We start from the raw sequence: 24,436 nt of genomic DNA, 5'->3' as shown, positions 1-24,436 counted from the left end.
TCGCTGTTCCGTCAGACGACCGGCGAGGCCGGGCCGTCGTCGGAGATCACTGTAGCGCCACGGGTCAGGTCGGCAGCGCGGCGGCCGACGCCGCGGACGCCCTCGTCCTGCAGTGCCCGGACGAACGCCGAACCGATGATCGCGCCGTCCGCGTAGGCGAGGATCTCCGACACCTGCTCCGCGGTCGAGATCCCGAGACCGACGCAGGTGCGCTCGACCCCCGCGGAGCGCAGGCGCGACACGACCGAGCGCGCAGCGGCGTCGACGCCCGAACGAGCACCCGTCACGCCCATGGTGGACACGGCGTACACGAAGCCCCGGCTCGCCTCGACGGCCTGGCGCATGCGGTCGTCGGACGAGGACGGCGCGGCGAGGAACACGCGGTCGGCGCCGGTGCGCTCGGACGCGGCGATCCACTCGCCTGCTTCGTCCGGGATGAGGTCGGGCGTGATGAGCCCGGACCCGCCCGCGGCGGCGAGGTCGTCCGCGAACCGGTCGACGCCGTAGCGCAGCACCGGGTTCCAGTACGTCATGACGAGGACCGGGACGTCGGCCCGCTCGGTGATCGCGTGCACGGCATCGAAGACGTGCGCCACGCGGAAGCCGTTCGCGAGACTCGTCTCGGTCGCGCGCTGGATGACCGGGCCGTCCATGACCGGGTCGGAGTACGGCAGGCCGAGCTCGATCGCGTCGACCCCGTTCTCGGCGAGGGCCACCGCAGCTGCCACACTCGTGGGCAGGTCCGGGAACCCCGCGGGGAGGTAGCCGACGACCGCCCCGGCACGCTCGGCGTTCGCGGTGTCGATGGCGGCGCGCACGGACCGCGACGTCGTGGTGCTCACAGCTGCTCCGCTCCCTCGTCGATGAGCCCGAACCAGCGGCTGGCGGTCGCGACGTCCTTGTCCCCGCGCCCGGACAGCGACACCAGGACGATGGCGTCGGGGCCGAGCCGCGCCCCCAGCTTCACCGCGCCCGCGAGCGCGTGGGCCGACTCGATCGCCGGGATGATCCCCTCCGTGCGCGTCAGCAGCCGGAAGGCGTCCATGGCCTCGACGTCGGTGATCGGCTCGTAGGTGGCGCGCCCGATCGCAGCGAGGTGAGCGTGCTCCGGGCCGACGCTCGGGTAGTCGAGGCCGGCGGACACCGAGTGGCTCTCGATCGTCTGCCCGTCGTCGTCCTGCATGAGGTAGGACTTCGCCCCGTGGAGGACGCCCGACCGGCCGAGGGTGATGCTCGCCGCGTGCCGTCCGCTCTGCACGCCCTCGCCACCCGCCTCGAAGCCGTACAGCGCCACGGACTCGTCGTCGAGGAACGCCTCGAAGATGCCCATCGCGTTCGACCCGCCACCGACGCACGCCGCGACCGCGTCGGGCAGGCGCCCGGTGAGCTCGAGGACCTGGGCACGGGCCTCCTCGCCGATCACCTTGTGGAACTCACGGACCATCTCGGGGAACGGGTGCGGGCCGGCGACCGTGCCGAGCAGGTAATGCGTGGTGTCGACGTTCGCCACCCAGTCCCGCAGGGCCTCGTTGATGGCGTCCTTGAGCGTGCGCGAACCGGTCTCGACGGCGACGACCTGGGCCCCGAGCAACCGCATGCGCGCGACGTTGAGCGCCTGGCGCTCCGTGTCGACGGCACCCATGTAGACCACGCACTCCATGCCGAACAGCGCCGCGGCGGTGGCGGTGGCGACGCCGTGCTGGCCCGCCCCGGTCTCGGCGATCAGCCGGGTCTTGCCGAGCCGCTTGGCCACGAGCGCCTGCCCGAGCACGTTGTTGATCTTGTGCGACCCGGTGTGGTTGAGGTCCTCGCGCTTGAGGACCACCCGGGCACCACCGGCGTGTTCGGCGAACCGCGGGACCTCGGTGATGATCGACGGGCGGCCGGTGTAGTCGCGCTGCAGGGCGTCGAGTTCGGCGTGGAACGCCGGATCCGCCCAGGCGGCGCGGAAGGCCTGCTCGAGTTCGTCGAGCGCCAACACGAGCGACTCGGGGACGAACCGTCCACCGAAGTCGCCGAAGTACGGACCATGGAGGTCGCGGAGGTGGGTCACGTGGTGCTCCGGTGAGGAGGGTCCGGGCGGGCCCGGCGGATGGGTTCTAGACGACGCGGAACGCAGCGAGCGTCGCCGCCGGGTCGTCACCGGTCACGAGGGCCTCGCCGACGAGCACGGCATCGGCGCCCGCGGCGCGGTAGTGGGCGACGTCGGCGGGCGACGACACGGCCGACTCGGCCACGCGGACCACGCCGTCCGGCACCGCACCGACGAGGCGCCCGAAGAGGTCGCGGTCGAGCGAGAAGTCGGTCAGGTCGCGGGCGTTGACACCGAGGATGCGCGCCCCGGCGTCGAGCCCGCGGCTGACCTCGTCCGCTGAGTGGGCCTCGACCAGTGCCCGCATCCCGAGCTGCTCGACGAGCGTGTGGAGTTCGACGAGCCGGGGCTGGTCCAGCGCGGCGACGATGAGCAACACGATGTCGGCGCCCGACGCCCGCGCCTCGAGCACCTGGTAGGGATCGGCGATGAAGTCCTTGCGCAGCACCGGGACGGCCACCCGGGCCCGGACGGCCTCGAGGTCGGCGAGGCTCCCCCGGAACCTGCGCCCCTCGGTCAGGACGCTGATCGCGCTGGCGCCGCCGGCCTCGTACCGGCTCGCGAGCTCGGCTGGATCGGCGATCTCGGCGAGCGGCCCGCGCGAGGGGCTGGCCCGCTTGACCTCCGCGATGACGTGCACGCGGTCACCGGGAGCGAGGAACGCGAGCGCGTCGCGCGGCGAGGACACGCGGTCGAGGTCGCGCTCGACGTCCGCCGCGGGACGGTCGAGCCGTCGCGCCGCGGCGTCCTCCAGCGCTCCCGCGACGAGCCCCGCGAGCAGATCCGTGGTCGGCTCGGCCGTCATCGGGTCACTCGTGGGTGCGCGTGACGTACTTCGGGCCGTTGACGCCGTACCCGAGCTTCGCGAGCACGCCGCCGAGGATGAGCCCGACGACGAGGAGTCCGGCGGACGCCCAGACCGCCCACGCGATGCTGAACCAGAAGCAGATGACGCCGATGGCGAAGGCGACCAGCATGATGATCACGGCCGTCCAGGCGGCGGGCGAGTGTCCCTCGCCGAGTTCTGCGGGCTCAGTGTTGCTCACGGTGCTCCTCGTGGTCCGGTGCGTCGTCCTCGGTGCGACGCACCCCCGATCCTACCGTGCGGTCCTCCGCCGTCCCGTCAGCGGCGGCCACCCCGTCGACCCCGGCGGTGGAGGTCCCGGCAGCCGTGGGGTCGACGCCCGCGCTGAGGTCGTCCCAGTCGACGATGGCATCCCGCGGCGCGTCGGCCGCCGGCACCCGTCCAGTGCCCCCGTACCGGCGACTCGGGCCGGGCCAGGACCGCTGGACGACGAGCACGAGCAGGCCGAGCGCCACGGCGAGCACGCCACCCGCGATGCCGACGTACGGCCACGGGGTGACGTCGATGCTCCGTACGATCGAGCGGATCGCGGGGACGTCCTGCACGCCGGTGACACCGCTGATCGCGGACTGCGCGGCGACCACGGGATCGGTCAGACGGCCGATGCCCGTCACGACGACCGCGATCCCGAGCAGCACCTCGACGACCGCGAGCACGACGCGGAGCACGCGCCCCGCGATGGTCAGGGCGATCGACAGGGCCAACATGGCGATCGCGAGGGCTGAGTAGGGCACGACGGAGCCGTCCGCCGTCACCGTGCTCGCCGTCGCGCTCGTGGCGTCGAGGTGCGCCGTGAACCAGGTCTGCGTCCAGGACAGGAGCACGATGCCCGCGACCGCGAGACCGGCGAGGACGACGAGCGGGCGTGAGCGCCTCACGACCGGACCGCCCGCATGGCGTTGGCGGTCGCGACGGCGCGCAGCGGCGCCGCGGCCTTGTTCTGGGCCTCCACGTGCTCCGTGGCCGGGTCGGAGTCGGCGACGAGCCCTGCACCCGCCTGCACGCGGGCGACCCCGCCCTGGATCAGCGCCGTACGGATGGCGATCGCCACGTCCGCCGAGCCCGCGAAGTCGAAGTAGCCGACGACGCCGCCGTACACGCCCCGCTGGGCGGGTTCGAGCTCGTCGATGATCGCGAGCGCACGCGGCTTCGGCGCACCCGACAACGTGCCTGCCGGGAACGTCGCGCGGAACACGTCGATCGCGCTCGCCCCGGGGCGGATCGTCCCCTCGACACTCGACACGAGGTGCATGATGTGGCTGAACCGCTCGACCTGCATGAACTCGGTGACGGCGACGGTGCCGGGCAGGCACACCTTCTGGAGGTCGTTCCGCGCGAGGTCGACGAGCATGAGGTGCTCGGCCCGTTCCTTCGGGTCGAGGAGCAGTTCGTCGGCGAGACGCACGTCCTCCTCGGTGGTGCGACCGCGAGGCCGGGAGCCGGCGATGGGGTGGGTCATGGCGCGACCGTCCTCGACCCGCACCAGGGCCTCCGGCGAGGCACCGACGATCCAGTACGGCTCGTCGCTCGTGTCCGCGAGACTGAGGAAGTACATGTACGGGCTCGGGTTGAGCGTCCGGAGCACGCGGTAGACGTCGAGCGGGTCGGCCGTGACGGGCTGGTCGAACCGCTGCGAGATGACGACCTGGAACACGTCGCCGTCCCGGATGAAGCGCTTCGAACGCTCGATCGCCGCCGCGTACTCCTCGGGGGTCGAGCGAGCGGACGGGGACGGCGCCGCCACGTCGAAGGCCTCGGCGACCGTGGCCGCCGACGGCTGTACGAGGTCGCGCTGGAGACGGTCGAGGCGCGCCTGTGCGTCCGCCCACATGGCGTCGGGGCCGTCCGCGCCGTCGTTGAGGGCGCTCGCCACGAGGAGCACGAGTCCGGTCCGGTGGTCGATCGCCGCGAGCTCGGAGACGAACGCCATCGCTTGGCCCGGCACCGTGAACTCGGCCGGTGGCGCATCCGGGAGGTGCTCGAGCTGACGGACGGCCTCCCATCCGATGAACCCGACGGTGCCCCCGACGAGCGGCGGCATGCCCGCGAGCCGCGGGGTCGCCCACCGCTCGTGCAGTCGTGCAAGCACGTCGAGCGGCGCGCCCTCGAGCGATCCGACCGCGCGCTCCGCGTCGATGCCCGTGTCGATCCACCGCGCCTCGGTACCGTCCTGCGTCAGGACGCCGAAGCTGCGGACCCCGACGAACGACCAGCGCGACCAGAGTCCGCCCTGGCCCGCGGACTCGAGCAGGAAGCTCCCCGGACGCCCCGCTGCCAGTTTCCGGTAGACGCCCACGGGCGTCTCGCTGTCCGCGAAGAGCGCTCGTACGACCGGGACGACGCGGTGGCCGTCGAGCATGGCGTCGAACTCCGCGCGCGCGGTCGTGTGCGGGTGATCGACGGGTGCCGCCTCGGTGCCCGGGATGGTCGCCTCAGGCACCGGTCGCCTCCCTCGCGTCGACGTCGGCCGCGTCGCCACCGGCTGCGGCGGTGCGGGCCACGGCGGTGCCGGCCGTGCCCTCGGCGCTGCCCACGACCGGTGCGAGCGGGTCGACGTCGAAGCACCGGTGCGCACCGGTGTGGCACGCGGCGCCGATCTGGTCGACGGTGACGAGGATCGTGTCGGCGTCGCAGTCGAACGCCGCCGCTCGGACGAACTGCGCGTGCCCCGAGGTGTCGCCCTTGCGCCAGTACTCCTGCCGGGACCGCGACCAGAAGGTGACGCGACCCTCCGTCAGGGTCCGGCGGAGGGCCTCCCGGTCCATGTACCCGAGCATGAGGACGTCCTTGGTGGCGGCTTCCTGGATGACGGCGGGCAGGAGGCCGTCGGCCCCGAAGCGGGCGCGGTCGAGGACCGCCTCGGTGGACGAGGGGGACGGTACTGCGGTGCTGGTGCTGTCGGCCATGTCGTCCATCAGCGTACGGCGTGTCCGGCCGCGCGCAGGGCGTCCTTGACGTCGCCGATGGTCATCTCGGCTCGGTGGAACACGCTGGCCGCGAGGACCGCGTCGGCCCCGGCGTCGATCGCGGGCGCGAAGTGCTCGAGCGCACCCGCGCCTCCCGACGCGATCACCGGCACCGAGGCGACGGCGCGCATGGCGGCGACGAGCTCGAGGTCGAAGCCCGCCTTCGTGCCGTCGGCGTCGATCGAGTTGACGAGCAGCTCGCCCGCGCCACGCTCCACGGCCTCCCGCGCCCAGGCGAGGGCGTCGATGTCGGTCTCGCGCCGACCGCCGTGCGTGGTCACGACGAACCCCGAGGGCATGCGATCGGCGCGCTTGACGTCGAGCGACAGCACGACGGCCTGCGCTCCGAAGCGGTCCGCGATCTCGCCGACGAGTGCCGGTCGGGCGATCGCCGCGCTGTTGACGCCGATCTTGTCCGCGCCGCACTGCTGGAGACGGGCGACGTCGTCGACGCTGCGGACGCCACCACCCACGGTGAGCGGGATGAACACCTGCTCGGCCGTCCGGGTGACGGTCTCGTACATGGTCGCGCGGCCCTCGACGGTCGCCGACACGTCGAGGAACGTGAGCTCGTCCGCGCCCTGCTCGTAGTACCGCGCCGCCAGCTCGACCGGATCGCCGGCGTCCTGCAGGTCGAGGAAGTTGACGCCCTTGACGACCCGGCCCGCCGAGACGTCGAGGCACGGGATCACCCGGACCGCGACCGACATGCCCGTGCTCCCGGTCACAGTCGCGCGGCGTGGATCGCGCTGACGAGGATCGCGCGCGCGCCGAGTTCGTAGAGGGCGTCCATGATGAGGTTCGTGTCGACCCGCGGGATCATGACGCGCACGGCCGACCACGTGGGGTCGTGCAGGGGCGACACGGTCGGTGACTCGATCCCGGTCGCGATCGCCGTGGCCTGGGGCAGGAGCACGGACGGGATGTCGTAGTCGAGCATCACGTAGCTCCGGGCCACCAGCACACCGTGGAGCCGTCGTCGCAGCACGGAGATGCCCTCGATCGACTCGTCCGTCGTCACGAGCACGGCGGTCGACTCGAGGATCACCGGCCCGAAGATCTCGAGTCCCGCGGCGCGCAGCGTGCTCCCCGTCGAGACGACGTCGGCCACCGCGTCGGCGACACCGAGCCGCACGGCGCTCTCGACCGCGCCGTCCAGCTTCACGAGGACCGCGGTCACCCCGTGCCGAGCGAGGAAGTCGCCGACGAGCCCCGGGTAGCTCGTCGCCAGACGCACGCCCTCGAGGTCCGTCAACTCCGTGAAGCGTCCGGGCGGCCCGGCGAACCGGAACGTGGAATCCGCGAAGTCGAGCTCCTCGATCTCCGAGGCCGTCGAACCGCTATCGAGCAGCAGATCACGTCCCGTGATCCCGACGTCGAGCGCGCCGGAGCCGACGTAGGTCGCGATGTCACGTGGGCGGAGGAAGAAGAACTCGACCCCGTTGCGCTCGTCGACGAGGTGGAGCGCCTTCGGGTCACGCCGGCCGGCGTAGCCCGCCTCGCGCAGCATGTCGGTCGCGGTCTCGGACAGGGATCCCTTGTTGGGCACGGCGACGCGGAGCATCGGGTCTCGCTTTCTGGAGGAGCGGCTCGGGTGATCGGGGAGGCCGCCGGTGGGTCACCGGCGCGGCTCACAGATGCTCGTAGACGTCCTCGGGGGTCAGGCCCTTCGCGACGAGCAGGACCTGCAGGTGGTACAGGAGCTGGGAGATCTCCTCGGCGGTCCGCACGTCGCCCTCGTACTCGGCGGCCATCCACACCTCGGCGGCCTCCTCGACGATCTTCTTGCCGATCTGGTGGACGCCGGCGTCGAGCTCGGCGACCGTCCCCGACCCCGCGGGACGCGTCCGTGCCTTCTCGGACAGCTCGGCGAACAGGTCATCGAACGTCTTCACGGCGATCAGGCTACCCGGCTCGCAGCCGCCCGCAGGCCCGCGATCCGCTCAGCCGGGTCCCCGCCGTAGACGGCCGAGCCGGCGACGAGGGTGTCGGCGCCGTTCGACACGGCCTCATCGACCGTGTCCAGCGCGATGCCGCCGTCGACCTCGAGCCACACGTCGAGACCGGACGCCGCGACCGCCGCGCGGGCGACGGCGAGCTTCGGCATGACCTGCGGCATGAACGCCTGACCGCCGAATCCCGGCTCGACGGTCATGAGCAACACCATGTCGTACGCGTCGAGGTGGTCGAGCACGGGCGCGATGTCCGTCCCGGGCTTGACCGCCACGGCCGCGCGAGCGCCGTTGCTCCGGATCGCCGCCGCGGTGGCCACGGGATCCGTCGCGGCCTCGATGTGGAACGTCACGCTGGCCGCCCCCGTCTCGGCGTACTTCGGTGCGTTGGTGTCGGCGTCGGAGACCATGAGGTGCACGTCGAGCGGGACGGGCGAGACCTGCTGCAGCCGCGTCACGACGGGCAGACCGATCGTCAGGTTCGGCACGAAGTGGTTGTCCATGACGTCCACGTGCACCATGTCCGCCGTCGCGATCCGCCCGAGCTCCCGCTCGAGGTTGGCGAAGTCGGCGGACAGGATGCTGGGCGCGATGCGGATCGTCACGCGACGAGCGTACCGGGAGCGCCCGGAGCGCGACGACGGGGCGGAGCCGCTCCCGCCCCGTCAGCGCCGACGCAGGAGGGCGATGAACATCGCGTCCGTGCCGATGCGGTGCGGCCAGAGCTGGACGGTGGCGCCGTCGGCGACCTGCGGGTCCCGAGCGGCGATGCTCCGCACCACGGAGGCCGTGTCGAGCTGCTCGAGGACGTCGCCGTGCCGGGCGAGGAGCGCGTCCACCTGCCCACGGGTCTCGGCGAGGTGTGGCGAGCACGTCACGTACGCGAGCGTGCCGCCCGGTGCGAGCGACGCGACGGCGGCGTCCAGCAGTTCCGCCTGCACCACCGCGAGCTCCGAGACGTCCTCCGGGTCCTTCCGCCATCGCGCCTCCGGTCGACGACGGAGGGCGCCGAGGCCCGTGCACGGCGCGTCGAGCAGGACGCGGTCGTAGCCGCCGGGGGCAGTGGGTCCGGCCTCCCCAGGGCGTCCGAACCGGCGGCCGTCGCCCTCGGTGACCGTCACGGTGTCGGTGAAGCGTTCGAGCGCCGATCGGACGAGTCCCGCACGCGCCGGGACGAGCTCGTTGGCGACGAGCGTGGCGCCGGCGACCCGGGCCTCCGCGGCGAGCAGCGCGGCCTTGCCGCCCGGGCCGGCGCAGAGGTCGAGCCAACGCTCCCCCGGAGCGATGGCCGACGAGCGGGTCAACGCGAGCGCAGCGAGCTGCGACCCCTCGTCCTGCACCCGCGCTCGGCCGTCGGCGACCGCGGGGACCCGCGACGGGTCCCCGGCGACTCCGCGGACCCCGGCCGGCGAGACGGGAGGCTCCGCCTCGGCATCCGGCAACACGTCGCCGGGTTCGACGAGCCCGGGCAGCGCCGCCAGGGTCACACCGGCCGGCACGTTGTCGGCCGCGAGCAGGGCGACGAGCTCGTCGCGGGCGCGCTCGGCGGCGAGGGCGTCGCGGAGGGCACCGACGACCCAGCGCGGGTGTGACCAGCGCCTCGCGAGCAGGTCGTCGCCCGTCAGGCCGCGGGTGATCTCGGCGTCCCAGCCGTCCGCGTCGCGCCCACCGACTTTCCGGAGCACGGCGTTGACGAACCCGCTCGCCCGACGCGCTCCGATCGCCCGGGTGAGGTCGACCGTCTGCGACACGGCCGCGTGGGACGGCACGCGCATCCCGACGAGCTGGTGGACGCCGAGGCGGAGGACGTCGAGCACGTCGGCCTCGATGTTCGCGACCTGGCGCCCGGACGCCGCCTCGATGATCGCGTCGTACGTGCCGATCATCCGGATGGTGCCGTACGTCAGCTCCGTCGCGAAGCCGGCGTCCCGGGCGGAGAGCCCGGCGCGTCGGATGCGGACCGGGAGCAACAGGTTCGCGTACGCGTCGTCCGCCTGGACCGCACGGAGCACGTCGAGCGCCACGCGTCGGGCGCTCGTCCCCGCACCGCGGTTCCCCCATCCGCTGCCCTCGGGCGTCGTGGGTGTCACGCGAGCACCGCCGACGTGAGGTCCCCGAGACCGCGGGCCCACGACGCGCCGGGCATCGGACGCCCCCCGGCCGGCTGCACCTCGAGGAGCTCGAGCGGCTCGGTCGCGGTGCCCACACGGAGCGCGCCGCCGACCAGCCCGAGCGCACCGGGTGCGAGCTCCTCGGTCGTCGTCACCAGGCCTGCCGGCCGTGTCGTCGGTGTCGTGCGGGCGGTCCGGAGCAGCTTGACCCGCGTGGCACCGAGGTAGGCGTACGCGCCCGGTTCCGGCGTCACCCCGCGCACGTGGGCGTGCACGACCGCAGCCGGACGGTCGAAGGCGACGTGGCCGTCGGCGGAGGTCGTCTTCGGAGCCGTGGTGGGTTCGCCCACCTGCGCGACGCCGACCGCACGGCCCGCCGCGACGTCGTCGACGACGCGCGCGACGAGCTCGGCGCCCGTCTCGGCCATGGCGGTGAGGACCTCGCCGGCCGTCGCGTCGGGCCCGATCGGGAACGGCTCGGAGGCGTACACCGGTCCGGCGTCGAGCTCCTCGACGAGGCGGAACACGGTCGCCGCGGTCGACCGCTCGCCCGCCATGACGGCGCGCTGGACGGGCGCAGCGCCCCGGAAGGCCGGGAGCGACGAGAAGTGCAGGTTGAGCCAGCCGTGTCGCGGGACGTCGAGCGCGGCACGACGGAGCAACGCACCGTACGCGACGATGACGCCGAGGTCCGGTCCGAGCAGGCGGAGTCGCTCCGTGACGTCGGCGTCCACGCGGGACGCCGTGATCACGGGGAGCCCGAGTTCCTCGGCGGCGACCGCGACCGGGGTCGGGGTGAGCACGCGCTTGCGGCCCTGCGGCGTCGGGGGCCGGGTCAGGACGGCGACGATCTCGTGGTCCGTCGCGGCGAGGCGACGGAGGGTGGGGACGGCGGCTGCGGGGCTGCCCGCGACGACGAGACGCATGGACTCCGGGTGGTGGTCGGTGGAGGGGGCTCAGGGGCCCTCGGAGAACGGTTCGACGTCGTCGAGCCGCACCCTGAGTGTAGGTGCGGCGCGGCGACGGTTGCCCCCGGGCAGCACCCGACGGGTCGACGACCGCCGGATCACCTCGGCCTTGAGCGTCGCCGCGACCTCGGTGCCGTGCGCGTACGGGAACCGCACGATCGTCCGGACCGTCCCGGGTACGGGGTCGTCGACGGCCACCGGACCGAGCACGGGCCCGACGAGGGCGTCGCCGAGCGCCTCGACCGCGGCGGCCACCGCCTCGTCCGTCCCGGTCAGCGTCGCCACGCGGACGGCGGGCGGGAAGTGCAGGACCCGGCGGTCGGCGAGCTCGTCGTGCGCCGGGACCTCGAGCCGCCACGTGGCCATCGCCGTCGCCAGCCGTCCGCCGACGCCGACGAGGAACGTCGTGCCGCCGCGCGCCGTCCGGGCCGCCGCGTTCGCCCAGACCCGGAGGACGTCCTCGGCGACGCGCAGGCCCTCGCGGGCGAGCATGCGCTCGCCGTCGAGCAGGAGGACGCACGCGTACCCGCCGGGCGTCGACGGTTCGGCACCGCGGGTCGCGACCACGACGGCGGGTCGGTCGTCGACCTCGTCCACCGGACGGGCGCCGTCGGCGACGACGATCCGCGTCCCGGGGAACGCCCGTCCCAGCTCGTCCGCGGTGCGCTGCGCGCCGTGGCCGACCGGACGGAGCGTGGACCCCTGGCAGGTGGGACACCGGTACCCGACCGCCAGGGCCCCGCACCAGCGACACTGCGGCACGCCGGACGACGTCGCCCGGCCGAGGGGTCCCCCGCACCGCGGACAGCGGGCCCGGTCGCCGCAGTCGGCACACACGAGCCCCGTCGCGAACCCCGGACTCGCCACCTGCACGAGCACGGGACCGGTACGGCTGGCCTCGCGTGCCGCACGCCAGGCCGCGGACGGGATCCGGGCGTGCGCGGCCCAGCCCTCCGCGGACGTCTGCTGCGCGGTCGGCACCACGCGCGGGACGACCGCGCGGACGGGCCGGACGTCGTCGAGCCACCCGAGTTCGACCAGACGTTGGACGTCGGTGCTCCGCGCGTGCGCTGCGAGCAGCAGGGCCGCCCCCGACTGCGCGGTCCGGAGCAGCACGGCGTCACGGGTGTGCACGTAGGGAGCGCGTTGCTCGACGAACGAGGGGTCGCCGTCGTCCCAGACGGCGAGCAACCCGAGGCGCTCGGCCGGTGCGTACACCGCCGCGCGGTTGCCGACCACGACGACCGGACCCGACCGGGCCGTCAGGAGTGCGCGGGCGCGCTGCCCGTTCGTCTGCCGCGCGTCGAACCGCACCACACGCTCCGCGGGGACGAAGGCGGCGACGGCGCGCTCGACCTCGGCGAGATCCCGGAAGTCCGGCACCACGAGGATCGCGGTCCGCTCCGACGCGAGCACCCGGGCCGCCGCCTCGGCGAAGGTGCGCGCCCACCCGTCCACCCAGGAGTCGTCCGGCAGCCGCACCGGATGCGCGATCGCGGTCATCGCGGCGCGACCGCCGTCCTCGAGCAGGGCCTCCACGCGGCCCTCCGGGTACGCCGTCACCACCGGCGCGGTGACGACCGGCGGCACCGTCGTGGTGTCCCGTGCGAGGAACGCCTTCTCGGCGCGGACCTGACGCGGTGGCACCGCCAACCGGAGGACGTCGCTCGCCACCCCCGCCGCGCGGTCCGCGACGGCGCGCGCCAGCCGCCAGACCTCCGGCGCCAGGACGGGGACGGGCGACACGACCTCCTCGAGCGGACTGAGGTCGCCGGGGAACGAGCCCTCGGTGGCGACCTCGACGACGAAGGCGTCCGCGATCCGGGCACCCGTGCGGAGCGGGACGCGCACCCGGACACCCGGGAGGCACGCCTCGCGCATCGCGTCCGGGATGCGGTAGTCGAACAACCGGTCGAGCTGCGGGAGCGGTGAGTCGAGGACGACGCGTGCGATCCGCGGGGTCGCGGACGCGGGCGACGCCGTGCCCGCGGGCACGGGCGACGCCGCGGCCTCGACCGTCGGCACCGTTGGGGCGCCGGGCAGGGGCGGCCGCGCGGCCGCGCGCGGGGACCGCGCCGCTTCAGCGGGCGCTGGCGCGTCCTCCGGCACGACGGACCGTCAGACCCCGGCCGTCACGAGCCCGGCGGCGACCCGCAGCGCCTCGACACGGTCGAGGGCCTCCCAGGTGAACCCGGGGAGCTCCCGACCGAAGTGTCCGTAGGTCGCCGTCGCGGCGTACGTGGGGCGGAGCAGGTCGAGGTCGCGGATGATCGCCGCGGGCCGCAGGTCGAAGACCGCCCGGATGGCGTCGACGATCACGGCGTCGTCCACGTGGCCGGTCCCGAAGGACTCGACGTACAGCCCGACCGGGGCGGCGCGGCCGATCGCGTAGGCGACCTGGACCTCGAGCCGGTCGGCGAGACCGGCGGCCACCGCGTTCTTCGCGACCCACCGCAGGGCGTACGCGGCCGAACGGTCCACCTTCGACGGGTCCTTGCCGCTGAAGGCACCACCACCGTGCCGCGAGGCGCCGCCGTAGGTGTCCACGATGACCTTGCGGCCCGTCAGCCCCGCGTCGCCCTGGGGACCGCCGATCTCGAAGCGGCCGGTCGGGTTCACGATCACGTCCACGGCGCTCGAGTCCAGCGCGACCGTGTCGAGCACGGGGCGGATCACCCGGGCCGTGATGTCGACGGTGAGTTGCTCGAGCGACACGGTCGGCGCGTGCTGGGTCGACAGCACGACGGTCTCGACGGTCCGCGGGGTCACGCCGTCGTACCCGATCGTGACCTGCGTCTTGCCGTCGGGTCGGAGGTACGGCAGCTCGCCCGACTTGCGGACCGCTGCGAGGCGCTCGGCGAGCCGGTGTGCGATCCAGATGGCGACCGGCATGTACTCGGGCGTCTCGTTCGTCGCGTAGCCGAACATGATCCCCTGGTCACCGGCACCCTGGCGATCGAGCGGATCCGTCGCGCCCGTCCGGGCCTCGAGCGCGTCGTCGACGCCCTGCGCGATGTCGGGCGACTGCGAGCCGATCGAGACCTCGACCCCACAGGTGTGGCCGTCGAAGCTGACCTCGGACGAGTCGTACCCGATGCCGGTGATGACGTCGCGCACGATCGTGGGGATGTCGACGTAGCCGGCAGTCGTGACCTCGCCCGCGACGTGCACGAGACCGGTCGTCACGAGGGTCTCCACCGCGACTCGGGCGTGGGGGTCGACGGTCAGGAGCGCGTCGAGGATGCGGTCCGAGATCTGGTCACAGATCTTGTCCGGGTGCCCCTCGGTGACCGACTCGGAGGTGAAGAGGCGGAGTGCGGACGTCACGGATCAGGCGTCGGGCGTCTGCGGCGTGGCAGTCAGCTTGTTCTCGTTGATCTCGTGGAGCGCGACCGACAGCGGCTTGTCGTCGATGGTCGAGTCGACGAGCGGGCCGACGTTGTCGAACAGGCTGCCCTCGTGCAGGTCGGCGTAGTAGTCGTTGATCTGCCGCGCACGCTTCGACGCGAAGATGACGAGCGCGTACTTCGACTCGACCTTGGCGAGCAGGTCGTCGATGGGCGGATCGATGATGCCCTGGGAACGGTCGGCCATGGGAGCTCCTCGGTAGGTTGACGAGCGCCGGGTCACGGCGCGGAGAACAAGTCTACGACCTCCTGCGCAGCGGTACGGACATCCGAGTTCACGATCCGGACGTCGAACTCGTCCTGGGCGGCGAGCTCGACCTTCGCCGTGTCGAGCCGCCGTTGCTGCTCCGCGGGGCTCTCGGTCCCCCGCCCGATGAGCCGCCGGACGAGTTCCTCCCACGTCGGCGGGAGCAGGAACACCAGGAGCGCCTCGGGCATCGCGGCCCGGACCTGCCGCGCACCCTGCAGGTCGATCTCGAGCAGCACGTTGCGCCCCTGGTCGAGCGCGCGGTCGATGGGCGGTCGGGGCGTGCCGTACCGGTAGGAGTTGTGGACCGTCGCCCACTCCAGGAGTTCGCGCTCGCGGACCATCCGGTCGAACTCGACGTCGTCGACGAAGTAGTAGTGGACGCCGTCGACCTCGCCCGGGCGCGGTGCCCGGGTCGTCGCGGAGACGCTGAGGAGCACCTCCGGGTGGTGTTCCCGGATGTACGCCGAGACCGTGCCCTTGCCGACCGCGGTGGGCCCGGCGAGCACGACGAGCCGCGAGGCGCGTCGGCGACGACCGGACCGCGACGCCAGCCAGTCCGCGAGTTCCCCGCGCTGCCGCGTGCCGAGGCCGCCCAGCCGCTTCGTCGGTGCGATGCGGAGCGTGGCCATGACGCTCTCGGCACGCGCCGGACCGATGCCCGGGAGGCTCGTCAGGAGGTCGCGGACGCGGAGCGACTGCTCCGCGGTGGCCGCGTCGCTCCCCCAGGCAGCCCGCGCGACGTCGAGCCCGGACCGGGCACCGGAGGCCACGTCGGCCTTCACGGCTGCCCGCGCCCGGCGTGCGGCGACGGCGGCCCGGGCGGCCGCGGCGCGGTCGACCTCGGGCGGCCGGGACCCGCGAGGGCCGGACGCCCCGCCCGGGGGGACGTCCTCGTTGTCCGCGCCGTCCGCGTTCACGCGAGCGCCGCCGCGATGCGGTCGACGCGCGCGGCGACCTCGTCCTGGACCCCGTCCGGACCGGACGCCAGCAGGCCACGCGACTCGTTCACGAGGACCTGGTCGGCGACGGCGCCGAAGCGCTCCCGGAGGTCCTCGATCCGGGCCCCCTGCGCGCCGAACCCCGGCGCGAGCACCGGTGCCGACCCCACGGCGTCCGTGCGGAGACCGAAGTCGGCGAGGTCGAGCGTCGCGCCGATGACCAGTCCGACCGAGCCGAGCTCCCCCGGCCCGCCCGTGTGCTCCCCTGCCCTGCGTCGGTTCTCGTCTGCCACGTCCAGAACGATACCGGCGGCGACGGACGACCCGGAACGGGGCCCCTCCTGCACCACGGCGGTCTGCAGGACCCGGCCCTCGGGGTTGCTCGTGGCGGCGAGGACGAACACGCCCGCCCCCGCCGCCGCCGCGACGTCGAGCGTCCCGGCGAGGGCGCCGAACCCGAGGTACGGGGACACCGTCAGGGCGTCGGACGCGAGCGGCGAGGAGGGGTCGAGCCACGCGGCGGCGTAGTCGTCCCCCGTCGACCCGATGTCCCCGCGTTTCGCGTCCGCGATGACGAGGAGGCCGGCGTCCCGTGCGCGCCGGACCGTGGCCTCGAGCGCCCGGTAGCCGGCGGCGCCGGCGACCTCGAAGAACGCGACCTGGGGCTTCACCGCGGCGGCGCGGCCCACGGCGGCGTCGACGAGCACCGCGCCGAACGCGGTCAGACCGGCCTCGTTCCGCGGGAGTCCCCAGGCGCGGAGCGTCGCGGCATGCGGGTCGATCCCGACGCACAGCGGCGACCGCTCCCCCATGGCGGACCGGAGGCGCGCACCGAACCGTGTCGCGCCTCCCGTCCGAGCCGACGGAGCGGTCGCCTCGGCGGTCACCAAGTCGCCCGCTCGAGGGCGTAGTCCTGGAGGCTGCGCACGCTGTGCGGGGTGCCGATCGTCTCGATCGCCGCGACCGCCGCACCGAGCTGCGCGATGGTCGTGAAGAGCGGCTTGTCCGCCGCCACGGTCGCGGCGCGGATCTCGTACCCGTCCGCGCGACCGGCCGCCCCGCTCGGCGTGTTGATGACGATGTCGACCTCGTCGCGGGCCAGGAGGTCGACGACGTTCTCGCCACCCTGGCTGTACTTGCCGACCACGCGGACGTCGATCCCGTTGCGGCGCAGGATCTCGGCGGTGCCCTCGGTCGCGATGATCGTGAACCCGAGCTGCTGGAGGCGGTGCACCGGCAGGACGATGGCCCGCTTGTCCGTGTCCGCGACGCTGACGAACACCGTGCCCGAGGTGGGCAGACCGCCGTACGCGGCGATCTGGCTCTTGAGGAACGCCCGCGGGAAGTCGCGGTCGATGCCCATGACCTCGCCGGTGGACCGCATCTCGGGGCTGAGCACGCTGTCCACGACCTGGCCGTCGCGGGTCCGGAACCGGCGGAAGGGCAGCACGGCCTCCTTGACCGCGATCGGGGCCTCCATCGGGACGACCGAGCCGTCACGCTCGGGGAGGAGACCCTCGGCGACGAGGTCGTCGATCGAGCTGCCGGTCATGACGCGCGCCGCCGCCTTGGCCAGCGGGATGCCGAGCGCCTTCGACACGAAGGGGACGGTCCGGCTCGCACGGGGGTTCGCCTCGATGACGTGGAGCACACCGGCCGCGATCGCGAACTGCACGTTGAGGAGACCTGCCACGCCGACCCCGCGGGCGATCCGCTCGGTCGCCGCCCGCACCGCGTCGATCTCGGCACGACCGAGCCCCACCGGCGGCAGGGTGCAGCTCGAGTCGCCGGAGTGGATCCCGGCCTCCTCGATGTGCTCCATCACGCCGCCGATGTAGAGCCGCTGGCCGTCGAACAACGCGTCGACGTCGATCTCCACGGCGTCGTCCAGGAACCGGTCCACGAGCAAGGGCAGATCCGGGCCGATGATCGCCTGGTCGGCGACGCGGTCGAAGTAGTCGACGAGCGAGGGGCTGTCGTACACGATCTCCATGCCGCGACCACCGAGGACGAACGACGGACGGACGAGCACGGGGTAGCCGATCTCCTCGGCCACGGCGGTCGCGCTCTCGAGGTCGTGCGCCGTGCCGTTCCGCGGAGCCACCAGCCCGGCCTCGTCGAGGATGCCGGAGAACAGCCCCCGCTCCTCGGCCAGGTCGATCGACCGCGGGCTCGTGCCGAGGATCGGGATGCCGGCGGCCTCGAGCGGCTTCGCGAGCCCGAGCGCGGTCTGCCCGCCGAGCTGCACGACGACGCCGACCAGCTCGCCCGACGCCGCCTCGGCCTCGATGACCTCGAGGACGTCCTCGGCGGTCAACGGCTCGAAGTAGAGGCGGTCCGAGGTGTCGTAGTCGGTCGACACGGTCTCGGGGTTGCAGTTCACCATGATCGTCTCGAAGCCGGCGGCCGCGAGTGCGAAGGACGCGTGCACGCACGAGTAGTCGAACTCGACGCCCTGCCCGATCCGGTTCGGACCGGAACCGAGGATGACGACCTTCTTGCGGTCGCTCGGCGCGACCTCTGTCTCGGCGTCGTAGCTCGAGTAGTGGTACGGCGTCAGGGCCGGGAACTCCCCGGCGCAGGTGTCGACCGTCTTGAACACGGGGCGGATCCCGAGCTCGTGGCGGGTCGCCCGCACGGACTGCTCGTCGGTCCCGCGGAGCTCCGCGATCTGGGCGTCGCTGAAGCCGTGCTGCTTGGCCCACCGGACCGTGTCCGCGTCGAGCGTCGACGCCCCGCGGACCTCGGCAGCGACCTCGTTGATGAGCACGATCTGGTCGACGAACCACGGGTCGATCCCCGTCGCCGCGAAGACCTCCCCCGCCGTGGCACCCGCGAGGAGCGCCTGCTGCACCGTCACGATGCGACCGTCGGTCGGCACCCGGGAGGCCGCGAGCAGGACGTCCTTGTCGCCCGGCTCCGCCGGCCAGTGGAAGCTCGATCCGCGCTTCTCGAGGCTGCGCAGCGCCTTCTGCAGTGCCTGCGCGTAGTTGCGTCCGATCGCCATGGCCTCGCCGACGCTCTTCATCGTCGTCGTGAGCGTCGCGTCGGCCGCGGGGAACTTCTCGAACGCGAACCGCGGCACCTTGACCACGACGTAGTCGAGCGTCGGCTCGAAGCTCGCCGGCGTCTTCTGGGTGATGTCGTTCGGGATCTCGTCGAGGCGGTACCCGATGGCGAGCTTCGCCGCGATCTTCGCGATCGGGAACCCGGTCGCCTTCGACGCGAGCGCGCTCGAGCGGGACACCCGCGGGTTCATCTCGATCACGATGACCCGGCCGGTCGCCGGGTCGACCGCGAACTGGATGTTGCAGCCGCCAGTGTCGACCCCGACCCGACGGATGATGTCGATGCCGATGTTCCGCAGGTTCTGGAACTCGCGGTCGGTCAGCGTCAGGGCGGGCGCGACGGTGATGGAGTCGCCGGTGTGCACGCCGACGGGGTCGACGTTCTCGATCGAGCAGACGACCACCGTGTTGTCGGCGTGGTCGCGCATGAGCTCGAGCTCGTACTCCTTCCAGCCGAGGATCGACTCCTCGAGCAGGACCTCGGTCGTGGGACTCGCGTGGAGGCCGTCCCCCACCATGCGGACGAGCTCGTCCTCGGTGTAGGCGAACCCGGAACCGAGACCACCCATCGTGAAGGACGGGCGGATGACGAGCGGGTAGCCGAGATCGAGCGCGAACGCCTTGGCCTCGTCGACGGTGTGGGCGATGTGGCTCCGGGCCACGTCGGCACCGGACTCGAGCACGAGCTGCTTGAAGAGCTGCCGGTCCTCACCGCGCTGGATCGCGTCGACCTTGGCGCCGATGAGCTCGACGCCGTAGCGCTCGAGGATGCCGGCCTCGTCGAGCGCGATCGCGGCGTTGAGCGCCGTCTGTCCGCCGAGCGTCGGGAGCACGGCGTCCGGGCGCTCGATCTTGATGATCTCCTCGAGCGAGTCGTTCGTGATCGGCTCGATGTACGTGGCGTCGGCGAAGTCCGGGTCGGTCATGATCGTCGCCGGGTTGGGGTTGACGAGGACGACCCGGACGCCCTCGGCGCGCAGGACGCGGCACGCCTGGGTGCCGGAGTAGTCGAACTCGGCGGCCTGCCCGATGACGATCGGCCCGGAGCCGATGACGAGGACGGATGTGATGTCGGGGCGCTTGGGCATCAGTCGTTGCTGCTTCCGGTCGTGGTGGCCGAGCTGTCGCTCGGCCGGTCGTGCGTCGGGTCGGCGGCGGGCGTGGTGGCGGCGGCCGTGGCGGCGTCGAGCGGACGCCCCTCGCGCCGGGCGATCACCATGTCCCGGAACCGGTCGAACAGGTACATGCTGTCGTGCGGGCCCGCCGCGGCCTCGGGGTGGTACTGCACGCTGAACGCGGGGATGTCGAGCGCGCGCAGGCCCTCGACGACGTTGTCGTTGAGGCTGAAGTGGCTCACCTCGACCCGTCCGAAGCCGATCGGCGACTCGAGCACCTCGCCGACGGGTGCGTCCACCGCGAAGCCGTGGTTCTGGCTCGTGATCTCGACCCGCCCGGTCGTCGCGTCGAGGACGGGCTGGTTGATGCCGCGGTGCCCGAACGGGAGCTTGTACGTCCCGAACCCGAGCGCCCGACCGAGCAGCTGGTTGCCGAAGCAGATACCGAAGAACGGCCGGCCGTCACGCAGGGTCTCACGGAGGAGCTCGACCTGCGCGTCCGAGGCCGCCGGGTCGCCGGGGCCGTTCGAGTAGAACAGGGCGTCGGGGTCGAGTTCGCGCAGCCGGTCGATCGAGACGTCCTGCGGCAGCACGTGGACCTCGAACCCGCGCGCCGCCAGGTACCGCAGAGTCGACGTCTTCACCCCGAGGTCGAGCACCGCGAGGGTCCCGATGCGGTCGCCCTCCGGCTCGAGCACGTACTCCTCGCGGGTCGAGACGGCCGCGGAGAGGTTCTGGCCCGTCATGTCGGTCTGCTCGCGCACGACACGGAGCTGCTCGTCGGGTCCGAGGTCCGCGTCCGCGCCGCTGAACACGCCGCCCTTCATGGCCCCGGCGTCGCGGATCCGGCGGGTGACCGCGCGCGTGTCGATACCGGAGATCCCGACGATGCCGTCACGCTCGAGGTGGTCGTCGAGGCTCGCGTTCGCGCGGTGGTTCGACACGATGCGGCTCGGGTCCCGCACCACGTAGCCCGCCACCCAGATCCGACCGGACTCGGGGTCCTCGTCGTTCACACCCGTGTTGCCGATGTGCGGTGCCGTCTGCACGACGATCTGGCCGGCGTACGACGGGTCCGTCAGGGTCTCCTGGTACCCCGTCATGCCGGTGGCGAACACGACCTCGCCGAGCGTGCGGCCGCGGGCGCCGTAGGCCCAGCCCTCGTAGCGGGTGCCGTCCTCGAGGACGAGCAGTGCCCGTTCGCGTGTTGTCATCGTGTCGGTTCTCCTCCGTCGCCCGTGGCCGGGCCTCGCTCGCCCGTCACCGGGCTGGTCGTCTGGGTCAGTTCCCGCAGGGCCGCGAGCGGAGCCGCATCACCCGAGGGGAACCGGAAGTAGCTGTCGAGGTCCGTCGCACCTGCGGCGCCGGTCGCCCGCCATCGCAGTCGGACGAGTCCGCCGCGCTCGACGACGCGGTCGATCGTCCAGGTGGCGCGGTCCGCCCCGCGGACTGCACGACGATCCACGAACCGCTCGGGTTCGCCGGCGATCGAGAGCACGACGCCCTCGTCGTGGACCCTGAGCGCGGCGCGCCCACGGAACCCGAGGCCTCCGCCGACGATCCGCTCGAGCGGCTGATCGGCGCGGGTCGTCGCCACGTACAGGCCGTCCCAGGAGCCGAGCGCCGTGTGCAGTCCCGGGGGCACCGGGCCGGGAGGCACGACCGCGTCCTGCCCGCGTCCTCGCCGCCGCCACGTCCGCGCCATCACGACGAGCAGCGCGACGATCACGAGGAGGATCACGGCCTCCGTGGACCAGGTCATGCCGACACCGCCGTCGCGGCGCGCGCCGCTGCCGCGACGCGCTCGGCGTCGACCGCACGGCCGTCGAGGACCGTCGCGGAGCCGTGGTGGAACGTCGCCACCACCCGTCCGGGCAGGCGCATGCCGAGGTACGGGGAGTTCGTCGACTGGCCCGCCAGGTCCTGCCGCTGGAACGTCCGCGACGCTGCGGGGTCGTAGAGCAGTACCTCGGCCGGTGCGCCCGCCGTGATCGCCTGCCCCTGGCCGGCCACCTGCCCGATCCGCGCGGGCGCCGAGGACAACACACGCGTCACGTCCGCCCAGTCGAGACCACCCGTGGCGACCACGGACTCGTGCACGACGCTGAGCGCCGACTCGAGCCCGACCATGCCGTTCGCCGCGGCCGGCCACTCGCAGCACTTCGCCTCGTCGGTGTGCGGAGCGTGGTCGGTGGCCACGATGTCGATCGTGCCGTCGGCCAGCGCGGATCGCAGCGCCTCGACGTCCTCGCGACGGCGCAGCGGCGGGTTCACCTTGTACCGGGCGTCGTAGCCGTCGACGCCGTCCGGGCCCCCGGCGATGAGGTCCTCGGTGAGGAGGAGGTGGTGCGGTGTGACCTCGGCCGTCACGGCGATCCCGCGGGACTTCGCCCACCGGATGACCTCGACGCTGCCGGCGGTCGACACGTGGCAGACGTGCAGACGCGCGCCGACGTGGTCCGCGAGGAGGACGTCGCGGGCGATGATCGCCTCCTCGGCGACCGCGGGCCACCCGGCGAGCCCGAGCTCGGACGAGAGCGCGCCCTCGTTCATCTGCGCGCCGATCGTCAGACGCGGTTCCTGGGCGTGCTGCGCCAGGACGCCGCCGAAGCCCGTGATGTACTCGAGCGCCCGACGCATGAGGAGCGGGTCCGAGACGCACGAGCCGTCGTCGGAGAACACCCGCACCCGCGCTCGGGAGGTCGCCATCGCGCCGATCTCGGACAGCTGCGCGCCCTGGAGCCCCTGGGACACGGCCCCGATCGGGCGGACGGTCACGTAGCCGGCGGCGTCGCCGAGCGCCTGCACCTGCTCCACCACACCGGCGGTGTCGGCGACGGGCGAGGAGTTCGCCATGGCGTTGACCGCGGTGAACCCACCGACGGCCGCCGCGCGCGACCCGGTCAGGACCGTCTCGGACTCCTCGAAGCCCGGCTCGCGGAGGTGCGTGTGCAGGTCGACGAGCCCGGGCAGGACGAGCAGGCCGTCGGCGTCCACGACCTGCGCCGACCCTGCGTCCACGCGCGGGCCGACCTCCGCGATGCGGCCAGCGCGCAGGAGGACGTCGGCTCGGGTTCCGTCGGCGAGGGTGCCGCCGCGGATCAGGTGGGTGGTCGTCATGCCGTCGCCTCCTCGGCGGTCGGGGTGCTCGTCGTCGGGGCACCCGTGCGGTCCCCTCCGGTGAGGCAGAGGTAGAGCACGGCCATCCGGACCGACACACCGTTCGCGACCTGCTCGACGACGGTCGACCGGGGGTCGTCGGCCGCGATGCCCGCGATCTCGAGACCGCGGTTCATCGGCCCGGGGTGCATGACGATGGTCCGATCCGGCAGCGCCGCGAAGCGTCCCGCGGTGAGGCCGTAGTGCCGGGTGTACTCGCGGGGGTTCGGGAAGAACGCGTCGTGCATGCGCTCCTGCTGCACCCGGAGCATCATGACGACGTCCGGGGCCTCCGCCAGCGCGGCGTCGAGGTCGTGGTGCACCGCGGCACCGAACGGCCGTGGCGTGACCGGCAGGAGCGTGGGCGGTGCCGCGAAGGTCACGTGCGCACCGAGCGTGCGGAGCAGCCACGCGTTCGAGCGGGCGACCCGGGAGTGCAGCACGTCGCCGACGATGAGGACCCGCACCCCGTCGAGGTCCCGGCCCCGCGAGTCGGCGCCGTGGATCCGACGGCGCATGGTGAACGCGTCGAGGAGGGCCTGTGTCGGGTGCTCGTGGGTGCCGTCCCCGGCGTTCACGACGGCCGCGTCGACCCAGGCGCTGTCGGCGAGCACGCGCGGGGCGCCCGACGCCCCGTGACGGATGACGATGCCGTCGACCCCCATCGCTCCGAGCGTCTGCACGGTGTCCTTGAGCGACTCCCCCTTCGAGACGCTCGATCCCTTCGCCGCGAAGTTGATGACGTCGGCGGACAGTCGCTTGGCGGCCGCCTCGAACGAGATGCGCGTCCGGGTGGAGTCCTCGAAGAACAGGTTCACGACGGTCTTGCCGCGGAGCGCCGGGAGCTTGCGGACCTCGCGGGTGCCGGTGTCGGCCATCTCCTCGGCGACGTCGAGCACCTCGATGGCCTCGGCACGCGGGAGGTCCCGGGTGGACAGCAGGTGCCTCATCGGACGGTGACCTCGGGCGCGGTCCGGGCACCCTCGATGACGACCTCGTCGACACCGTCGGTCTCGGCGAGGTGGAGCGAGATGCGCTCGTCCGCCGCGGTCGGCAGGTTCTTGCCCACGTGGTCGGCCCGGATCGGGAGTTCCCGGTGCCCCCGGTCCACCAGGACGGCGAGGCGGACGGCCCTGGGCCTCCCGATCGTCTGCAGCGCGTCGAGCGCGGCGCGCACGGTCCGGCCGCTGTAGAGCACGTCGTCGACGAGCACGACGACCTTGCCGTCGATGCCGCTCGCCGGGATGACGGTCCGGTGCGGCGCGCGACCGATGCCCCTGCCGAGGTCGTCACGGTGCATGGTGACGTCGAGGGTGCCGACCGTGCCGGCGCCCGTCTCGATCGACTCGAGCACCCGTGCGAGGCGCTCGGCGAGGACGGCGCCGCGCGTCGGGATGCCGAGCAGGACGAGGTCCGAGCCGCCGTGGTTCGCCTCGAGGACCTCGTGGGCGATGCGCGTCATAGCGCGCGTGATGTCAGCGGACTGCAGCACCGTGCGGGCGCCCATGCCGACCTCCTTCCCCGCCTCACAGGACGGCATTAAAG

23 protein-coding genes and 1 pseudogene are annotated in these 24,436 nt (G+C 73.2%); all 24 read right to left on the bottom strand.

Annotation, left to right across the window (positions count from 1 at the left end):
* Window positions 1–11 precede the first annotated feature (11 nt).
* A complete protein-coding gene (gene trpA, locus DEI92_RS09130) occupies window positions 12–842 on the bottom strand; it encodes a tryptophan synthase subunit alpha (RefSeq protein WP_111009139.1) in 831 nt (276 codons plus the stop codon).
* A complete protein-coding gene (gene trpB, locus DEI92_RS09125) occupies window positions 839–2,053 on the bottom strand; it encodes a tryptophan synthase subunit beta (RefSeq protein WP_111009140.1) in 1,215 nt (404 codons plus the stop codon). Before trpB ends, trpA begins: the two co-directional genes overlap by 4 nt.
* 46 nt (window positions 2,054–2,099) lie before the next feature.
* Window positions 2,100–2,873 (bottom strand): indole-3-glycerol phosphate synthase TrpC, encoded by a 774-nt coding sequence (gene trpC, locus DEI92_RS09120; protein WP_111009354.1) that lies wholly within the window; start codon window positions 2,871–2,873, stop codon window positions 2,100–2,102.
* 28 nt (window positions 2,874–2,901) lie between these two features.
* Window positions 2,902–3,138, bottom strand: coding sequence for a DUF6704 family protein (locus tag DEI92_RS09115; protein ID WP_111009141.1), 237 nt, complete (start codon window positions 3,136–3,138; stop codon window positions 2,902–2,904).
* The gene (locus DEI92_RS09110; protein ID WP_111013264.1) at window positions 3,125–3,835 is read right to left on the bottom strand and encodes a Trp biosynthesis-associated membrane protein; all 711 of its coding nucleotides are present in this window, start codon (window positions 3,833–3,835) and stop codon (window positions 3,125–3,127) included. The genes DEI92_RS09115 and DEI92_RS09110 overlap by 14 nt, the downstream gene beginning before the upstream one ends.
* Window positions 3,832–5,316, bottom strand: a complete 1,485-nt coding sequence (locus DEI92_RS09105; RefSeq protein WP_111013389.1) for an anthranilate synthase component I — start codon at window positions 5,314–5,316, stop codon at window positions 3,832–3,834. The genes DEI92_RS09110 and DEI92_RS09105 overlap by 4 nt, the downstream gene beginning before the upstream one ends.
* Window positions 5,317–5,479: 163 nt before the next feature.
* A pseudogene (gene hisI, locus DEI92_RS09100) lies at window positions 5,480–5,863 on the bottom strand (phosphoribosyl-AMP cyclohydrolase); the annotation flags it as partial.
* Between the two features lie 8 nt (window positions 5,864–5,871).
* Entirely contained in the window at window positions 5,872–6,633 is a 762-nt protein-coding gene (gene hisF / locus DEI92_RS09095) for an imidazole glycerol phosphate synthase subunit HisF (protein WP_111009143.1), read from the bottom strand.
* 14 nt (window positions 6,634–6,647) lie between these two features.
* Window positions 6,648–7,487, bottom strand: coding sequence for an ATP phosphoribosyltransferase (hisG, locus tag DEI92_RS09090; RefSeq protein WP_111013263.1), 840 nt, complete (start codon window positions 7,485–7,487; stop codon window positions 6,648–6,650).
* 67 nt (window positions 7,488–7,554) lie between these two features.
* Entirely contained in the window at window positions 7,555–7,818 is a 264-nt protein-coding gene (locus DEI92_RS09085; RefSeq protein ID WP_111013262.1) for a phosphoribosyl-ATP diphosphatase, read from the bottom strand.
* 5 nt (window positions 7,819–7,823) lie between these two features.
* Window positions 7,824–8,480 (bottom strand): ribulose-phosphate 3-epimerase, encoded by a 657-nt coding sequence (gene rpe / locus DEI92_RS09080; RefSeq protein WP_111013261.1) that lies wholly within the window; start codon window positions 8,478–8,480, stop codon window positions 7,824–7,826.
* Window positions 8,481–8,540: 60 nt separating this feature from the next.
* A complete protein-coding gene (locus DEI92_RS09075; RefSeq protein WP_258370147.1) occupies window positions 8,541–9,965 on the bottom strand; it encodes an RsmB/NOP family class I SAM-dependent RNA methyltransferase in 1,425 nt (474 codons plus the stop codon).
* Entirely contained in the window at window positions 9,962–10,912 is a 951-nt protein-coding gene (locus tag DEI92_RS09070; RefSeq protein ID WP_111013259.1) for a methionyl-tRNA formyltransferase, read from the bottom strand. Before DEI92_RS09070 ends, DEI92_RS09075 begins: the two co-directional genes overlap by 4 nt.
* 30 nt (window positions 10,913–10,942) lie before the next feature.
* A complete protein-coding gene (locus DEI92_RS09065; RefSeq protein ID WP_111013258.1) occupies window positions 10,943–12,949 on the bottom strand; it encodes a primosomal protein N' in 2,007 nt (668 codons plus the stop codon).
* A 123-nt stretch (window positions 12,950–13,072) separates the two neighbouring features.
* Complete coding sequence (gene metK, locus DEI92_RS09060; protein WP_111009150.1) at window positions 13,073–14,281, bottom strand: methionine adenosyltransferase; 1,209 nt, start codon at window positions 14,279–14,281, stop codon at window positions 13,073–13,075.
* Between the two features lie 3 nt (window positions 14,282–14,284).
* A complete protein-coding gene (gene rpoZ / locus DEI92_RS09055; RefSeq protein WP_111009151.1) occupies window positions 14,285–14,548 on the bottom strand; it encodes a DNA-directed RNA polymerase subunit omega in 264 nt (87 codons plus the stop codon).
* Window positions 14,549–14,580: 32 nt separating this feature from the next.
* Window positions 14,581–15,528, bottom strand: coding sequence for a guanylate kinase (gmk, locus tag DEI92_RS09050; RefSeq protein WP_111013257.1), 948 nt, complete (start codon window positions 15,526–15,528; stop codon window positions 14,581–14,583).
* On the bottom strand, window positions 15,525–16,436 hold the full coding sequence (gene pyrF / locus DEI92_RS09045) for an orotidine-5'-phosphate decarboxylase (protein ID WP_111013256.1): 912 nt from the start codon (window positions 16,434–16,436) through the stop codon (window positions 15,525–15,527). Before pyrF ends, gmk begins: the two co-directional genes overlap by 4 nt.
* The gene (gene carB, locus DEI92_RS09040) at window positions 16,433–19,705 is read right to left on the bottom strand and encodes a carbamoyl-phosphate synthase large subunit (protein WP_111013255.1); all 3,273 of its coding nucleotides are present in this window, start codon (window positions 19,703–19,705) and stop codon (window positions 16,433–16,435) included. Before carB ends, pyrF begins: the two co-directional genes overlap by 4 nt.
* A complete protein-coding gene (gene carA, locus DEI92_RS09035; protein WP_111013254.1) occupies window positions 19,705–20,946 on the bottom strand; it encodes a glutamine-hydrolyzing carbamoyl-phosphate synthase small subunit in 1,242 nt (413 codons plus the stop codon). The genes carB and carA overlap by 1 nt, the downstream gene beginning before the upstream one ends.
* On the bottom strand, window positions 20,943–21,494 hold the full coding sequence (locus DEI92_RS09030) for a hypothetical protein (RefSeq protein WP_111013253.1): 552 nt from the start codon (window positions 21,492–21,494) through the stop codon (window positions 20,943–20,945). Before DEI92_RS09030 ends, carA begins: the two co-directional genes overlap by 4 nt.
* A complete protein-coding gene (locus DEI92_RS09025; protein WP_111013252.1) occupies window positions 21,491–22,852 on the bottom strand; it encodes a dihydroorotase in 1,362 nt (453 codons plus the stop codon). The genes DEI92_RS09030 and DEI92_RS09025 overlap by 4 nt, the downstream gene beginning before the upstream one ends.
* Window positions 22,849–23,841: an aspartate carbamoyltransferase catalytic subunit gene (locus DEI92_RS09020; protein WP_111013251.1), complete on the bottom strand. Its 993-nt coding sequence runs from the start codon at window positions 23,839–23,841 to the stop codon at window positions 22,849–22,851. The genes DEI92_RS09025 and DEI92_RS09020 overlap by 4 nt, the downstream gene beginning before the upstream one ends.
* Entirely contained in the window at window positions 23,838–24,398 is a 561-nt protein-coding gene (gene pyrR, locus DEI92_RS09015) for a bifunctional pyr operon transcriptional regulator/uracil phosphoribosyltransferase PyrR (RefSeq protein WP_181434791.1), read from the bottom strand. Before pyrR ends, DEI92_RS09020 begins: the two co-directional genes overlap by 4 nt.
* Window positions 24,399–24,436: the final 38 nt, after the last annotated feature.

The sequence above is a fragment of the Curtobacterium sp. MCBD17_034 genome (genome assembly GCF_003234515.1).
GTDB lineage: Bacteria > Actinomycetota > Actinomycetes > Actinomycetales > Microbacteriaceae > Curtobacterium.
The sequence above is the reverse complement of the archived record's forward strand: the minus strand, read 5'-3'. Positions and strand labels throughout refer to the sequence as shown.

What these genes read in the sequence shown, in the direction of transcription:
- DEI92_RS09030 (WP_111013253.1), bottom strand. Translation starts at nt 21,494, where the DNA reads ATGACCTGGTCCACGGAGGCCGTGATCCTCCTCGTGATCGTCGCGCTG.
- DEI92_RS09020 (WP_111013251.1), bottom strand. Translation starts at nt 23,841, where the DNA reads ATGAGGCACCTGCTGTCCACCCGGGACCTCCCGCGTGCCGAGGCCATC.
- DEI92_RS09025 (WP_111013252.1), bottom strand. Translation starts at nt 22,852, where the DNA reads ATGACGACCACCCACCTGATCCGCGGCGGCACCCTCGCCGACGGAACC.
- rpoZ (WP_111009151.1), bottom strand. Translation starts at nt 14,548, where the DNA reads ATGGCCGACCGTTCCCAGGGCATCATCGATCCGCCCATCGACGACCTG.
- carB (WP_111013255.1), bottom strand. Translation starts at nt 19,705, where the DNA reads ATGCCCAAGCGCCCCGACATCACATCCGTCCTCGTCATCGGCTCCGGG.
- DEI92_RS09105 (WP_111013389.1), bottom strand. Translation starts at nt 5,316, where the DNA reads ATGCTCGACGGCCACCGCGTCGTCCCGGTCGTACGAGCGCTCTTCGCG.
- hisF (WP_111009143.1), bottom strand. Translation starts at nt 6,633, where the DNA reads ATGTCGGTCGCGGTCCGGGTGATCCCGTGCCTCGACGTCTCGGCGGGC.
- DEI92_RS09070 (WP_111013259.1), bottom strand. Translation starts at nt 10,912, where the DNA reads ATGCGTCTCGTCGTCGCGGGCAGCCCCGCAGCCGCCGTCCCCACCCTC.
- pyrR (WP_181434791.1), bottom strand. Translation starts at nt 24,398, where the DNA reads ATGGGCGCCCGCACGGTGCTGCAGTCCGCTGACATCACGCGCGCTATG.
- hisG (WP_111013263.1), bottom strand. Translation starts at nt 7,487, where the DNA reads ATGCTCCGCGTCGCCGTGCCCAACAAGGGATCCCTGTCCGAGACCGCG.
- carA (WP_111013254.1), bottom strand. Translation starts at nt 20,946, where the DNA reads ATGACAACACGCGAACGGGCACTGCTCGTCCTCGAGGACGGCACCCGC.